This is a genomic window from Streptomyces sp. NPDC051219, assembly GCF_040682335.1.
Taxonomy (GTDB): Bacteria; Actinomycetota; Actinomycetes; order Streptomycetales; family Streptomycetaceae; genus Streptomyces.
Genome location: NZ_JBFBAS010000023.1, coordinates 68,637 through 83,179 on the forward strand (window position 1 = coordinate 68,637; position 14,543 = coordinate 83,179).

Sequence of the window (14,543 nt, forward strand, 5' to 3'; positions counted from 1 at the left end):
TCAGAGCGTTTCGCTCAGGGAGTCCGCCAGCCGGCGCCGGGCGGCCCGGGCAGCAGGCAGCGCGGCGGCGGCGACCGCGCCCAACAGGGCCCCGGTCACGACCGCGGCCGGCAGCGACGCGGGGGGCAGGTGGGCGATTCCGGCTCCCATGCCGCTGAAGCGGCCCTGGGTGTCCACCAGCCAGCTGCCCGACACCAGGCCGAGTCCAGTGCCGAGGAGGGCCGCCGCGAGTGCCGTGAAGCCCGCGGCTGCCACGATGGCCGCGCCGATCTGCCGGGGGGTCAGTCCGATCGCCTTGAGGGCGAGCAGATCCCGGCCACGGTCGCGTACTCCCGTACCGATCAGTGTCATCAGCTCGGTGAGCCCGATCAGGGCCAGTACGGCGATGAGCGCCGCGATGACTCCCCGTGCGGGTTCCAGTCCGTCCGCCGGATTCCGTGTCTCCCGGATCTCCAGGACTCCGCCCGCCGCACCGGCCAGCTCGGCGCTCACCGACCGGGGGTCGGAACCCGGGCGCAGGACGACATGGCGGACGTCCGGCCGCAGCCCCGGGTCGCGTTCGCGGAGCGTGTCGACGGTCGCTGAGATCACCCGGCCGCCCGCTTCCGGTTCGATGCTGCGCCCGACGACGTGCAGGATCTGCGGGCGCCCTTCGACGGTCATCCGTACCCAGTCGCCGATCCGTACGTCCAGCAGATCGAGCAGCCCCTGTCCTGCGACCGCTTCGTCCGGGCCGTGGGGCGGGCGGCCCTCGACGACGGTGAAGGGATAGGGGTCGCGCGCTGTGCCCAGCCCGCGCAGGGTGATGGTGCCGGTCTGCCCCGGGACCAGGGCCGCGACCTCCACCGCCGGATGGACGGCGGCGACGTCCGGCGGCGCACTGAGGGTTCGGTCGAGTTCCTGGGCGGTGAGGCTGCCGGGCCGCTCGGCCCGTACGGTCAGGGCTGCGGGCAGTCCCATCCGCGCCGGGCTGCTGCGGAACTGGTCAAGGGTGGACCAGGCGACCAGCGCAACCGTGATCATGAGCAGCGGAAGCGCGAGCCGGGCCACGGTGATCAGGGTGCGGGGCCGGCGGGGGAACGCGGCCCGCCAGCCGAGCACCAGGGCGGGCGGCACCCGCAAGCCGATGGCACGGCGCCCCAGGCCGGTCATGGGCGCGGCCGAGGGGAGCGCCGCCCGGCCGGCGGGCACCGGCGGGACCCGGCCGGCGCGCCAGGCGGAGAGGCCGGTCGCTGACGCGATCACCAGCACCGCCCCACTCGGGACGCCGAGCATCAGCGCCGTGTGCCCGGGCAGGTCCTGCCACACGGCGGCCGCCTCCCCGATTCGGCCGGGTATGCGGGCGCCCAAGAGGGCGATCGCCGCGGCGCCCAGGGTGACCCCGAGCAGCGCGAAGGCGAGGTGCTGGAGGAGGAAGCCGCGTATCACCTGGCCGGGAGTGAATCCGATGGCCTTGAGGATGGCTATGTCCCTCAGCTGTCCGCGAATACGGGCGCCGATGGCACCGGACGCGGCGAGCGCGGCGGCGAGCAGCGCACCCAGACCGAAGACGGCGAAGAGCTGTCCGAGCAACCGGTCGTCGCCGCCGGCTTCGGCACGCGCCTGCTCCCATGTGGTGACCTGGGCGACACGGTCGGCGCCGAGCAGGGTGACCGCCCGCTGGACGGTGAAGTCGGTATCGCCCGGATCGTCCAGTCGCAGTCCTGTGCTCTGCCCGGTGCTGCCGGGTGCGATGCGGTCGAGCGTGGCCGGCAGTACCCAGCCGATGCCCGGCTGCCCGCCGGGCCGGTATCCGGGTTCGGCGGCCTCGGCGACACCCGTCACCCGGAGGGAGCGAGTGGCGCCGTCCGTTCCTGTGACGGTGAGGGTGTCGCCGGGCTCGGCCCACAGCACTCGGGCGAGGGAGCTCTCGAGGACGACTGCGCCGGCGGCATCGGGGGCGTCGGCGTGCGGAGTGAGCCAGCTGCCCGCGGTGACGAGTGGCCGGCCGGTCTCCGGTGGGCGGGTGTCCGCCGCGCGCAGGGTGGTACCCGCCCTGGCGCCGCGCGACTCCAAAGTGGTCTGGGCGGTTCGGTAGGGCCCCGATACGCCGACGACACCGTCCAGCCCCGAGAGGGCATTCGCGTCCGCGGCGACGCGGGTGTGAAGCCAGACGTGTGCCCCCTGGGACTGGGTGAAGATCCGCTGCCAGGGGTTGGCGGCGTAGCTGAACAGGGCGCCGGCGAGGAGCAGCGAGGCTATGATGCCGGCGCTGGCCAGCACGACGAAGAGGGCCTGGCCGCGATGTGACCGGAAGTCGGCGTGCGCCCAGCGCAGGGTGGCCCGCACGGTCACTCCTTCAGTTCGAGTACGCCGGAGACTCCGCGGCCGGGGTTCCGGTGCCCGCCGCCGAGCGCCGCGTCGTCGGCGATGCGCCCGTCGAAGAAGCTGATGACCCGGTCGGCGGCGCCCGCCACCCGCGCGTCATGAGTGACCAGCAGGATCGTCTGGCCGCGCTGGTGGAACCGGGAGAGGAGCCGCAGCACCTCCCGGGTCCCCTTGCTGTCCAGGCTGCCGGCCGGCTCGTCGGCGAGCAGTAGCGCGGGGTGGTTCACCAGGGCTCTGGCCAGGGCGACCCGCTGCTGCTCGCCGCCGGAGAGTTCGCCGGGCATGGACCGCTCCCTGCCTTCGAGGCCCAGTTCGGCGAGCAGTTCACTGCGGCTGTCCCGGGCGGCCTTGGGCGAGGCGCCCGCGAGCAGTGCGGGGAGTTCGACGTTGTCGGCCACGGTGAGGTCGGAGACGAGATTGAAGAACTGGAACACGACGCCGACGCTGCGGCGGCGCAGTACCGCCCAGCGTGCTTCGGAGAAGGTGTCGACCCGTTGGCCGTCGAGCCAGAGGCGCCCGGTGTCGGGCCGCTGGAGTCCGCCGATGAGGTGCAGCAGAGTGGACTTGCCGGCGCCGGAGGGGCCGGTGACGGCGACGAACTCGCCGGGCCGGACAGTGAGATCCACTCCGCGTACGGCCTCGACGGGGGTGCCTTCGCCGTAATGGGTCTTGGTCAGGCCCTCGGCGCGCACGATCGGCTCAGGGGCCCCGGGGCCGGGTACGCCCGTCGCGGCGGGAGCGGTGCCGTCGCTCATTCCAGCTCCTCCTGACAGCGTTCCAGCCAGTCGAGGTCGGCTTGCAGATGCAGCATGGCGCCCTCGATCAGAAGCTGGGAGAACCGGTTGTTCCGGTCTTCGGCCGCGGCCAGCTTCGACAGGTCGCGCATGGTTTTCAGGTACTGCCGCCGCTGCTTGTTGATCAGGGCGATGGGGTCGGCCAGTCCCGACTCCGGGGCGAGGGCGAGCTTCATGAAGAACTCGTCCCGCACCCTCGGTTCGTCGTTGGTCTCGTCGAACCAGGCGAGCACGGCCTCGTGTCCGGCATCGGTGAGCCGGTATGTCCGTTTGTTGGGCCTGCCGGACTGCTCGACATCCTCACCGGCGATGAGACCGGCCTTTTCCAGCCGCCCGAGGGTGACATAGATCTGGCCGACGTTGGGCTGAGGGTACGCGGCGCCCAGGAGCTTCTCAAGGTCCTGCTTGAGCTCGTAACCGTGCGCCGGGCCGCGGGTGAGGAGTGCCAGGAGCGGCAGCCGCACGCGCTCCCCCTCCCTCCCGGTTCCGTAGTTTCTTGTTGGCTCGGATGCGAGAGTGGTCCGCGCCACCAGGCTTCTCCGCCTGGGTGTCTAGTATCGCCCATGCCTAACGGGTATACATAGGCCACGATGGACGGCGGCGCGGCCGGATCGGTGCACTGGGAGGAACCTATGCGGTGGATGCATGCCGCGGGTAGGGGGCTCCTCGCGGTCGCGGTGTTGCTGGTGGGTTACGCGGGATTCGGCATTCAGCCCGGAGACGCAGACGCCGGCTCCACGAAGGGGCGCGGGCCCATGACGCTGGTGACGGCCGGCGATCTGACCGATTACCTGGGTCCGTTGCTGGACGACTGGAACCGTGGCCGCCCCAAGGAGCGGGTGACCGTCGTGGAGCTGCCCGACTCGGCCGACGAGACCCGGGCCCAGATGATCAGTGAACTCCGTTCCGGCAGCGACCGTTTCGACGTCCTGAACATCGATGTGGCCTGGACTTCCGAGTTCGCCGCGGCGGGCTGGGTCCGTCCGCTCGATCCGGACCGGTTCCCGCTGGACGCCTTCCTGCCGCCGGTAGTTGACACCGCCACCTTCGACGGCCGCCTGTACGCGGTCCCTTATGTGACGAATGCCGGAATGCTCTACTACCGTTCGGACATCCTCCGACGGGAGGGCGAACGGCCGCCGCGCACGTGGGCGGAACTGGCCCGGCAGGCCAGAACCCTCGCGCCCGAATACGGCATGGGCGGGTACGCGGGCCAGTTCCTGCCGTACGAAGGACTCACCGTGAACGCCACCGAGGCGGTGCACTCGGCTGGTGGCTCCTTCCTGCGGGACGACGGCGCCCGGGTAACGGTCGACTCGGCCGCGGCGCGCGCCGGACTGGAATTCCTGGCCGGTGGCGTGCGGGACGGCTGGATCTCCCCGGACGCCCGCGGTTACAAGGAGGAGGAGTCGCGGCAGGCGTTCCAGGACGGACGGCTGCTCTTCCTGCGGAACTGGCCCTACGTGTACTCGCTCGCGGGCGCCAAGGGCTCCAAGGTGGCCGGCAAGTTCGCCGCGGTGCCGCTTCCCGGTCCGTCCGGCCCGGGCACCAGCGTCCTGGGCGGCTCCAATCTCGCCGTCAGCAGCCGCTCCCGACACCCGCAGTCGGCGGCCGATCTGATCTCGTACCTGACCAGCGAGCGGGTCCAGCGGCAGGTACTCACCGCGGGATCGCTGCCACCGGTGCGCGCCGCGCTGTACGAGGACCCCGCGCTCATCCGGGACTTCCCTTATCTGCCGACGCTGCGGCAGAGCATTCTGGCAGCCGAGCCGCGCCCCAAGAGCCCGCGGTACGACCAGGTGAGCCTCGCCGTGCAGGCCGTCGTACAGGACGTCATGGCGCTGCGTCAGACGCCGGAGCAGGCAGTGGCGCGGCTGACCCGCGAGCTGGGATCGATCGCCCGCAGGGGCTGAATCCGCCCTCCTCATCCTCGCATGCGCGGCACCCGCTTCTACTTTCGCGTTAGGTAACCCGCCTTTTTCGATATCGCCAAATTCCGGGCAAACTTGGGCCGCTTTTCGCAGCATCGTTGACACTTGCCTGTCACCCCTACTTAACATGCATGCATAACAGCGCACCCGCTCTGGGTCGCTCTCGCATCCAGCAGGAACAGGTCAACGCGAGATGCTCACAGCTCTTCCGGCCGGCATCGGCCACCCTGCCCGCACCGCCACCGCCGCCTGGTGGCGCGATGCGGTGATCTACCAGGTGTACGTACGCAGCTTCCTCGACAGCACGGGGGACGGCATCGGCGATCTGGCCGGCGTACGCGCAGGTCTGCCGTATCTGCGGAAGCTCGGCGTGGACGGGATCTGGCTGAGCCCGTTCTATCCGTCGCCCCAGCACGACCACGGCTACGACGTGGCCGACTACCGCGACGTCGACCCCGTATACGGGGACCTGGCCGAGTTCGACCTGTTGATGGCCGACGCCCGCCGCCTCGGACTCAAGCTGCTGCTGGACATCGTCCCCAACCACTGTTCCAGCGAGCACCCGTGGTTCCGCGAAGCGCTCGTCGCCGCCCCGGGCAGCGGCGCCCGCGCCCGCTTCCACTTCGCCGACGGCCGCGGGCCGGACGGCGCGGAGCCCCCCAACAACTGGCGGGCCATGTTCGGCGGGCCCGCCTGGAGCCGGATCACGGAGCCGGACGGCACCCCCGGGCAGTGGTATCTGCACCTGTTCACCCCCCAGCAGCCGGACCTCAACTGGCGCAACCCCGAAGTGGGCGACTCCTTCGAGCAGGTGCTGCGCTTCTGGCTGGACCGGGGCGTGGACGGATTCCGCATCGACGTCGCCGCCGGCCTCTTCAAGCACCCGGAACTGCCGGACTCGGCCGACCCGGGAGCCGACGAGCGCGCCCGGGACTCGGTGAACCCGCTGGCCTGGAACCAGCCCGAGGTCCACCAGGTGTGGCGGCGGTGGCGCTCGGTCTGCGAGGAGTACGCGGACCGGGACGGCAACGAGCGGCTGCTGGTCGGCGAGGTGTCCGTACCGACCGCACGTGAACACGCCGAGTACGTACGGTCCGACGAGCTGCACCAGGCGTTCTTCTTCGACCTGCTCAGCGCCCCCTGGGACGCCGACGCCTTCCGGGCGACCATCACGGAGGCGATACGCGACATCGCCGGGACCGGCTCCACCGTCACCTGGGTGCTCAACAACCACGACCAGGTCCGCACAGTCACCCGGTACGCGGGCGAGCCCGGTGTGGAGGGCAGCGGCCTCGGCGCCGCACGTGCCCGTGCCGCCGCGCTGCTGATGCTGGCGCTGCCCGGCGCCGCCTACGTGTACCAGGGCGAGGAACTCGGCCTGCCCGAGGTCCTGGACCTGCCCGACGACGTCCTGACCGACCCGATCTTCCACCGCACCGGAAGCCGCAAGCGCATCCGCGACGGCTGCCGAGTGCCGCTGCCCTGGTCCGGGCACGCCTCCCCGTTCGGCTTCAGCCAGGGCGCGGCCGGCGCCCGGCCCTGGCTTCCGCAGCCCGAGTGGTTCGCCGAGCACGCCACCGACCGGGCCCTGTCCGACACCCGGTCCTTCTGGCACCTGTACCGCGAAGGACTTCAGCTGCGCCGCAGCCTGCCGCAGCTGGGCGAGGGAACCCTGCGCTGGCTGGAAGCGCCCCCGCAGGTCCTCGCCATGACCCGCGGAGACGGGTTGATCTGTGCCGTCAACTTCGGTACCGAGCCGGTTCCCGCCCCCGTGCCCGGCACCCCGCTGCTCTCCAGCGGCCCCTGCCCGGACGGTGTGCTGCCCGGCGCGACGGCCGCCTGGTGGACAGGCGACTGCGCCGCCCCCTGAACTTCCACCCCCGAATCTCCACTGACCGCGCGTACTTCTCCCCACCCGTTCCGGAAGGACACCCACCATGCGACGACCCACCACAACCCGGCGGACGGTAACGACCGCGTCCGCCGTGCTCGCCCTCACCCTCGGCGCGACTGCCTGCGGCGGCTCGCCCGGCCCGGCGAGCGGCAAGGAACTCAGCGGCCAGACCGTGACCGTGGCCGGAGTCTGGACCGGCAGCGAGCAGAAGAACTTCAAAAAGGTGCTCGACGCGTTCACCGAGAAGACCGGCGCCAAGACCGACTTCGTGCCCACCGGCGACAACGTCTCCACGTTTGTCGGCAGCAAGATCGAGGGTGGCAACGCCCCCGACGTGGTGATGGTGCCCCAGCTCGGCGTACTCCAGCAGTTCGCCGGGGAGGGCTGGCTCGCACCGCTCTCGCAGCAGACCGCGACGACGGCCGGCGCCAACCTCGCGCAGGTGTGGAAGGACTACGGCACCGTCGACAAGACCTACTACGGGCTGTACTTCAAGGCCGCCCACAAGTCCACGGTCTGGTACAGCCCGAGCGCCTTCGAGCAGGCCGGCGTGGCCGAGCCCAAGAACTACGCGGAGATGCTCAAGACGGGCCGGACACTCGCCGACTCCGGGCTCCCGGCCTTCTCCGTCGCGGGCGAGGACGGCTGGACCCTGACCGACTGGTTCGAGAACATCTACCTCTCCCAGGCCGGGCCCGAGAAGTACGACCGGCTTGCCGCCCACACCCTGCCGTGGACGGACGCGAGTGTGGTCGCCGCGCTGACCACCCTGGGTGAGCTGTTCAAGGACAAGCAGCTGGTGGCCGGCGGCTCCGAGGGTGCGCTGCGCACCGACTTCCCGGCCTCGGTCGAGCAGGTCTTCGGGCCCGCGCCGAAGGCCGGCATGGTCTACGAGGGCGACTTCGTGGGCGGCATCGCGAAGGACGAGTTCGGCAGGAGTCTCGGCAAGGACGCCAAGTTCTTCCCCTTCCCCGGTGTCGGCAACGGCAAGGCTCCCGTGGTGAGCGGCGGGGACGCGGCCGTCGTGCTCAAGGACGGCAAGAACCAGAAGGCCGCGATGCGGCTGCTGGAGTTCCTCGCCACCCCAGAAGCCGCCTCCGTGTGGGCGGGCGCGGGAGGCTTCCTCTCGCCCAACAAGGAGGTGGACCCCGCTTCCTACGGTGACGACACCACGCGCGCCACCGCCGAATCGCTGGTCCGGGCGGGCGATTCCGTCCGCTTCGACATGTCCGACCAGGCGCCGGCCGCATTCGGCGGCACCAAGGGCGCGGGTGAGTGGAAGCTCCTCCAGGACTTCCTGCGCGACCCCTCCGACCCGAAGGCCACGGCGGCGAAGCTGGAAGCCGCGGCCGCCAAGGCGTACCGGAACTGAAGGCCCACACCATGGCTGTCACCACATCCGCCCCCGCTCCCGCCGCCGTGTCGCGGGACGTCAACCCCCGCCGGCGGGCCCAGCGCAGGAAGCGGAACATCGCGGTGCTGTTCGTTCTGCCCGCCCTGCTGCTGCTCGGCGCGCTCGTCGTCTACCCCGTGCTGTTCTCCCTCGGACGCAGCCTCTTCGACGCGAGCGGCGACCGTTTCGTCGGCGGCGAGAACTACGCCGAGATATTCAGGGATCCCGCGACGCTCAAGGCGATTCGCAACAGCACCATCTGGGTGGTCGTCGCCCCGGTCCTGCTGACGGGACTGGGCCTGGTTCTCGCCGTTCTCACCGAGAAAGTGCGCTGGGCAACTGCGTTCAAGCTCGTACTCTTCCTGCCGATGGCCGTCTCGTTCCTCGCGGCCGGAATCATCTTCCGGCTCGCCTACGAGCAGGACCCGAACCGGGGCGTACTCAACGCGGTGGTCGTCGGCGTACACGATGCGTTCAACGACCGGTCCGCCTACCCCACCGCCCGGGCCCGGGAGAACCAGGGCCTGACCGGGGACGCGGGTGGTGCGTACCGCACCGGCGACACGGTCCGGCCAGGGCAGTCGGTCAGCCTCGGCTTCGTGGGAGTGGCGCCGGACAAGATGCCCGCCGACGCCCGCCCCGCCCGGTCCGCGGCCGCCGCCCCGCCCGCCGGGGACGCCGTCGGCGGAGTGGTCTACCTCGACTTCACACCGGGCGGAGGCGGCACGGCGGGCAAGGTGGACCCGGCCGAGAAGGGCCTGCCGGGCATGACGGTCGAGGCGGTCAGGGACGGCCGGGTGGCCGCCACAGCCACGACGGCCAAAGACGGATCGTTCAACTTCCCCGCTCTGCAAGCCGGTTCGTACACGGTGCGGCTGCCCGGTGAGAATTTCGCCGCCCCCTACGAAGGGGTCTCCTGGCTCGGACCCGCTCTGGTGACGCCGGCCGTCATCGGCGCCTATCTCTGGATCTGGACCGGCTTCTCGATGGTGCTGATCGGCGCGGGACTGGCCGCGCTGCCGCGGGACACCCTGGAGGCGGCCCGGATGGACGGCGCCACGGAGTGGCAGATCTTCCGGAAGATCACGGTGCCGCTGCTCGCTCCGGTGCTGACGGTGGTCTTCGTGACCCTGGTGATCAATGTGATGAAGGTGTTCGACCTCGTCTACATCATCGCTCCGGGGCCGGTGCAGGAAGAGGCCGGCGTACTGGCGACCCGGATGTGGCTGGTGTCCTTCGGCGGCGGCAACAACCAGGGACTCGGGAGCGCCCTCAGCGTGCTGCTGCTCCTGCTGGTCGTTCCCGCCATGGTCTTCAACGTACGGCGCTTCCGAGGGAGCGGAAAATGAGCGGTCACAGCACCATCGAGCGCAATCCGTCATCCGTGCCCGCGGCCGCATCCCCAGGTCGCGTCGCCACCCCGTCGCCGCCCCCGCGCCGGCGTGCTCCGGGCCTCCTGGCCCGATGGCTCGGCAACGGGCTGGTACAGGCTGTCCTGATCGTGGTCGCCCTCGTCTGGGTCACCCCGCTGGCCGGGCTGTTCCTCTCCTCGATGCGCTCCGAAGGGGACAACGCGGCCACGGGCTGGTGGACGGCACTCACCGATCCAGGGCGACTGTCGCTGGACAACTACACCGTGCTGCTCCAGGACTCGGGCATCACCCGCGCCTTCTGGAACACCGTACTGATCTCGGTGCCGACCACCGTCCTGGTCGTCGGAATCGCGGCGCTGGCCGGATACGCCTTCGCCTGGCTGGAATTCCCCGGCCGCGACACGATCTTCCTGGTCGTGGTCGGGCTCCTCGTGGTGCCGGTCCAGATCGGCCTGCTGCCGGTGGCCAAACTGTTCGGCTCCCTCGGCCTGTTCGGCACCATCCCGGGCGTGGTCCTCTTCCACGTCGCGTACGGGCTGCCCTTCGCGATCTTCCTGCTGCGCAACTACTTCGCAGAGATCCCCCGCGAAATGCTGGAAGCCGCCCGGATGGACGGCGGCGGCGAGTGGCGGATCTTCTCCCGGCTGGTCCTGCCACTGGGGCGGCCCGCTCTCGCGAGCCTGGCCATCTTCCAGTTCCTCTGGGTCTGGAACGACATGCTCGTCGCACTCCTCTTCGCGGACAGCGACGCCCAGCCGCTCACCGTCGCGCTCCAGTCCGAGATGCGGCAGTTCGGCAGCAACTTCGGCGTACTCGCGCCGGGCGCGTTCCTGTCCCTGGTCGTGCCGGTGGTCGTCTTCTTCGCCTTCCAACGGCACTTCGTCCAGGGGGTGATGGCCGGCTCGGTCAAGTAACGGAAGAAACGGGACCGGTGGCGGGCCCGGTACGGCCGGCGACAGGGGCGCGGACGGCGAGGCGGGACGGGGCGGCGGGGCGGATGTGTCAGACCAGGCTGCCGGCGCTGGTCAGTGCCGACGGCAGGCTGCGGCCCAGTTCCAGCAGGCGGCGGGGCTGGCGGAGCCAGTTTACAGCCGCCACCGCCACCCCGCGCCGGTCGGCGAAGTCGTTCAGCCGCTCCAGGAAGTGCAGTCCGGCCGAGTCCATGAAGGCCACTTCAGCCATGTTCAGCACGACATTGTGCGTATCGGCCGACAGGGCTTCCAGGGCCGCGTCCAGAACCCGGACGGACTCATGGTCGATCTCCCCGCACGGCGTCAAAACGGCGCTGCCGCCGCTCAGTCGGGTGCGGACGTCCAGGCCGTACGAGCAGTCCGAGTCAGACAGGTCTGTCCTTCGCGACATGCCTTTACCATGGCAGGGACAGACCAATCTGTCCATCGACGGACGACAGGCCTACGCACGGGGCAGTGATGACCAGCGAGAAGTCGGCACCGGAAGCACCGGCACTGTTGCCCCGCGAGCAGCCCCGCGAACGCATTCTGAACACGGCCTACGCGCTCTTCTCCCAGCGCGGGATCCGGGACGTCGGCGTGGACGAGGTGATCGCCCGTTCCGGAGTGGCCAAAGCGACCCTGTACCGGCACTTCCCCTCGAAGAACGATCTGGCGCTGGCGTTCCTGCAGATGCGTGAGGAACGCTGGACACTCGGGCTGGTGGAAGCCGAGGCCAGGCGGCGTGGGAGCACTGCCGAGGAACAGCTCCTGGCGATCTTCGATGTGTTCGGCGACTGGTTCCGCCGTACCGACTTCGACGCCTGCGCGTTCATCAACGTGCTCCTCGAGATGCGGCCCGAGCACCCCCTCGGCCAGGCCAGCATCCAGTACCTCGACAACATCCGCTCCATGGTGCGGGGCCTGGCCGAGGAGGCCGGCCTCGAGGACACCGATTCCTTTGCCCGGTCCTGGCACATCCTGATGAAGGGCTCGATCGTCTCCGCGACCGAGGGCGACATGGACGCCGCCTCCCGGGCTCAGGCGATGGCCCGCGACCTCATCGGCCGGCACCGCCGCGGCGCGGACGGTGCCGTCGGCGACTGATCCGTCCGGATACGGTGGGACGGTACGGAATCCGCGGGCGGCGGGCACGGCGGCGTGGTTCAGCCCGCGGGGCCGGCCTGTTGAGAGCCCGGGCGAGGGCGGACGCGTGCCGCGAGGACAGCGACGTCGTCCTCGGCGTGCAGCGCGTCGAGGCGGGCCAGCACCTCGTCCAGGATCTCGTCCACACCGGCTCCGGCAGGCATCCGTAGCCGGGCCAGCCGGGAGAGAGACTCGTCGATGTCCTCTCCGCGCCGCTCGACCAGGCCGTCGGTGAACATCAGCAGCGTTTCGGCGGACGAGAGGTCGCGGGTGACCAGTTCGTAGCCGCCCAGCCCTGTACCCAGGGGCGGCCCCACGGGGACGTGCAGCACGTCGGCGGTGCCCTCGCTCGTGAACACCACGGGAGGCAGATGGCCCGCGCTCGCGAACGCGGCGATTCCGCGCGCGGGATCGACGCGGACGAGCAGGCAGGTCGCGGGACGCCGGACCCCCTCCTCGGACACGGCGGCGTCGAGTTGGCGCAGCACCCGGTGGGGTGGCAGATCTGTCGAGGCCACATAGCGGAGCATGGAGCGGTAGGCGTTCATGTCGACCGCGGCATCGATACCGTGTCCCATCACGTCCCCCATCACAAGCAGTGTCCGGCCGTAGTGCAGCCGTACGGTCTCGAACCAGTCACCTCCGACGAGCGCGGTGGAGCCCGAGGGCAGGTAGCGGGTGGCGAGTGCGAGATTGGGATGCGGCCGGCCCGGTTCGGCGAGCAGCGCCCGCTGGAGGTTCAGGGCGGTGGCCTGCGCCTCGGCGTGCCGGCGGGCGTGTCCGACGTGGACCGCCGCCAAGCGTGCCGCGTAGTGAATGGTCGCGGTCTCGTGGTCGGTGAACGTACCGCCCTTACGGACGGCGAGCAGGACGCCGTAGATCCGGCCGTGGGCGAGCAGTGGCACCGAGACAGCCGCCAGGGCGACTCCGTCGGACACGGCCGCCGTGGAGATGATCGGATGCCCCTCGTCCAGCGCCCGCACCGATACCGTCGGGGCAGGTTCCGGGGCCGCGGACCCCGCTTCCGCTGCGCCGTGCTTCGTCACCTCTGTGTCCAGCAGGTGTACCTGGCCCGCCGTCGCGGCGCGCCTGTGCGGGGCGTGGGGAGACGCGGAGCGCTCCGCCGCGGCGTCCTTGTCGAGGAGGTCGACCGCTGCGGCGTCGCACAGCCGGGGGCAGAGAAACCGCGTGAGCTCCAGACAGGTCGCACGCTCGTCGAGGGTGGTACCGATCCGCTCGGCGGCGTGTTCCATCGCTCGGAGCCGCGCCAGAATCCGCGCTTGCTCGCCTTCCCGGTTCGACAGGGCAGCCTCCACGACACTGCGCGCCGCCTCTGTGGTTCAGCGCTGATGCAGCTATTTCAGCAGGAGAAGGGCATTTCCACCCATTACGGCCCAGACTCCAGTGGGCGGGGCGGTCGAGAGAGAGGGGCAGCCGGGTGGTGGCGTCGCCCTTGGCGGCGTTGAGCTGGGACTGGGTGAGGAAAATGCTCCCGGTGAGGTCGGCGCCGCGCAGATCCGCGTCCCGGAAGGCGGCCCCGATCAGATCGGCCGCTCGCAGGTCGGCACCCCTGAGATCGGCGGCGATGAGACAGGCGCCGCGGAGATTGGCGCCCCGAAGGGCGGCTCCCTTGAGCTCGGCGCCGATGAGATCGGCTCCCCGGTAGTTCTTCTTCCTGCCCGGGACGCGTGCCCGCACGAATTCGCCCACGCGCAGCAGCAGGACGTTGACCTCCTCGCGGAGCGCCGCCACGTCCGCCTCCGCGAGCGTTTCGGCACTGCTGCGCGTGAGCTCGTCGATCCTTCCGGGACAACGTACTTGATCTCCTGGTACATGGTGCGTGCCGCTTCGCGCCGCGCTCCTGACGCGTCCCATTCTCTCCGACCGGACGCGACAGAACGTGACCGGCTTCCGCACACCCCATCGCAAAACCGGGGGCGCCGTGAGACTCTCCCGGACGTGGCACGGCGACGGTGAGGGAGCGCGGCCGTGGAGTTGTTCAGCCTTTCCCCGGTGGTCCTGGCCGAGCCCAGGCGATCGCTGCTGCGCGCCCATCACGGGCCGAAGATGGTCCTCTCCGCTGCCGACGGCCCCGTGCTCGCGCGGCTGTACGAGCGAGGCACGCACAGCTACGCCGTCGAGGACCTGACGGGCACGCCCGTACTCGGGGTGGATCTGGTGGCCGGAGCGTCGTTCGGGAAGCCTCGGTTCCGGCTGACGGGGCAGGGTGGCCGCCTTCTGGGCGAGGGGCGGGCACACAGCCGGTTCTTTTCCGGCCGACTGGATGTGTGCACGCCCAACGCGACGCTGCGTTTCTCACGTACGGCGCCGGCGGGGAAGGGTGCCTGCAGGGCGCGCGTCCCCGCAAGGGGTGGTGTGACCGTCTTCACCCCACCGAGCCCCTGTTGTGACGGTACGTACTGAGACCATTACGTCCTCGATACGTACTGTTACCTGTGTGGTCAAAGCACACCACGGGGCACTGGAGGAGAAGCATGCGACCGTTCGCGCTGAACTACGCACTTCCGGCAGAGGACTCACCGGCCATCAGCTCCTACGCCTATGACTCCACACTGCAGTTGAACGTTCTGCCCGACGGACGTCCCGCGATCAGCGACCGGGCCGTACTCCTGGCGGCCGGCGCCACCGCCTCCACGGCCGGCTCCAAGACACACTTCGACGACTGACCTCCCCG

At 70.5% G+C, this 14,543-nt stretch carries 13 protein-coding genes and 1 pseudogene; 8 read left to right on the forward strand and 6 right to left on the reverse strand.

What is annotated here, in order from left to right:
* Genes AB0M62_RS24020 through AB0M62_RS24030 form a run of 3 tightly spaced genes read right to left on the reverse strand, consistent with a single transcriptional unit; the run spans position 1 to position 3,625 of the window.
* Positions 1–2,328, reverse strand: a complete 2,328-nt coding sequence (locus tag AB0M62_RS24020) for an FtsX-like permease family protein (RefSeq protein WP_366076339.1) — start codon at positions 2,326–2,328, stop codon at positions 1–3.
* A 2-nt stretch (positions 2,329–2,330) separates the two neighbouring features.
* Positions 2,331–3,122 carry an ABC transporter ATP-binding protein gene (locus tag AB0M62_RS24025; protein ID WP_366076340.1) on the reverse strand — a complete coding sequence of 264 codons (792 nt, stop codon included), beginning with the start codon at positions 3,120–3,122 and terminating at the stop codon, positions 2,331–2,333.
* Complete coding sequence (locus AB0M62_RS24030) at positions 3,119–3,625, reverse strand: PadR family transcriptional regulator (protein WP_366076341.1); 507 nt, start codon at positions 3,623–3,625, stop codon at positions 3,119–3,121. Before AB0M62_RS24030 ends, AB0M62_RS24025 begins: the two co-directional genes overlap by 4 nt.
* Positions 3,626–3,793: 168 nt before the next feature.
* Here AB0M62_RS24030 and AB0M62_RS24035 point away from each other — a divergent pair, with 168 nt between their 5' ends.
* From AB0M62_RS24035 to AB0M62_RS24055, 5 genes are all read left to right on the forward strand, one after another.
* Positions 3,794–5,074, forward strand: a complete 1,281-nt coding sequence (locus AB0M62_RS24035; RefSeq protein ID WP_366076342.1) for an ABC transporter substrate-binding protein — start codon at positions 3,794–3,796, stop codon at positions 5,072–5,074.
* Between the two features lie 211 nt (positions 5,075–5,285).
* Positions 5,286–6,962, forward strand: coding sequence for a glycoside hydrolase family 13 protein (locus AB0M62_RS24040; protein WP_366076343.1), 1,677 nt, complete (start codon positions 5,286–5,288; stop codon positions 6,960–6,962).
* 67 nt (positions 6,963–7,029) lie between these two features.
* Positions 7,030–8,358: an ABC transporter substrate-binding protein gene (locus AB0M62_RS24045; protein WP_366076344.1), complete on the forward strand. Its 1,329-nt coding sequence runs from the start codon at positions 7,030–7,032 to the stop codon at positions 8,356–8,358.
* Between the two features lie 11 nt (positions 8,359–8,369).
* Entirely contained in the window at positions 8,370–9,728 is a 1,359-nt protein-coding gene (locus tag AB0M62_RS24050) for an ABC transporter permease subunit (RefSeq protein ID WP_366076345.1), read from the forward strand.
* The gene (locus tag AB0M62_RS24055; protein WP_366076346.1) at positions 9,725–10,666 is read left to right on the forward strand and encodes a carbohydrate ABC transporter permease; all 942 of its coding nucleotides are present in this window, start codon (positions 9,725–9,727) and stop codon (positions 10,664–10,666) included. Before AB0M62_RS24050 ends, AB0M62_RS24055 begins: the two co-directional genes overlap by 4 nt.
* Positions 10,667–10,754: 88 nt before the next feature.
* Here the strand turns inward: AB0M62_RS24055 and AB0M62_RS24060 are convergent, their stop codons facing one another.
* Positions 10,755–11,114 carry an STAS domain-containing protein gene (locus AB0M62_RS24060; protein WP_366076347.1) on the reverse strand — a complete coding sequence of 120 codons (360 nt, stop codon included), beginning with the start codon at positions 11,112–11,114 and terminating at the stop codon, positions 10,755–10,757.
* Between the two features lie 68 nt (positions 11,115–11,182).
* Here AB0M62_RS24060 and AB0M62_RS24065 point away from each other — a divergent pair, with 68 nt between their 5' ends.
* Positions 11,183–11,809 (forward strand): helix-turn-helix domain-containing protein, encoded by a 627-nt coding sequence (locus tag AB0M62_RS24065; protein WP_366076348.1) that lies wholly within the window; start codon positions 11,183–11,185, stop codon positions 11,807–11,809.
* A 59-nt stretch (positions 11,810–11,868) separates the two neighbouring features.
* On the opposite strand, the gene AB0M62_RS24070 is transcribed toward AB0M62_RS24065, so the two are convergent.
* Together AB0M62_RS24070 and AB0M62_RS24075 are read right to left on the reverse strand one after the other, a co-directional pair.
* Positions 11,869–13,101 (reverse strand): GAF domain-containing SpoIIE family protein phosphatase, encoded by a 1,233-nt coding sequence (locus AB0M62_RS24070; protein ID WP_366076349.1) that lies wholly within the window; start codon positions 13,099–13,101, stop codon positions 11,869–11,871.
* Positions 13,102–13,246: 145 nt separating this feature from the next.
* A pseudogene (locus AB0M62_RS24075) lies at positions 13,247–13,651 on the reverse strand (pentapeptide repeat-containing protein); the annotation flags it as partial.
* 186 nt (positions 13,652–13,837) lie between these two features.
* Between AB0M62_RS24075 and AB0M62_RS24080 the strand changes: the two are divergent.
* Both AB0M62_RS24080 and tgmA read left to right on the forward strand, forming a co-directional pair.
* On the forward strand, positions 13,838–14,272 hold the full coding sequence (locus AB0M62_RS24080) for a hypothetical protein (protein WP_366076350.1): 435 nt from the start codon (positions 13,838–13,840) through the stop codon (positions 14,270–14,272).
* Between the two features lie 71 nt (positions 14,273–14,343).
* The gene (gene tgmA, locus AB0M62_RS24085; protein WP_366076351.1) at positions 14,344–14,535 is read left to right on the forward strand and encodes a putative ATP-grasp-modified RiPP; all 192 of its coding nucleotides are present in this window, start codon (positions 14,344–14,346) and stop codon (positions 14,533–14,535) included.
* Positions 14,536–14,543: the final 8 nt, after the last annotated feature.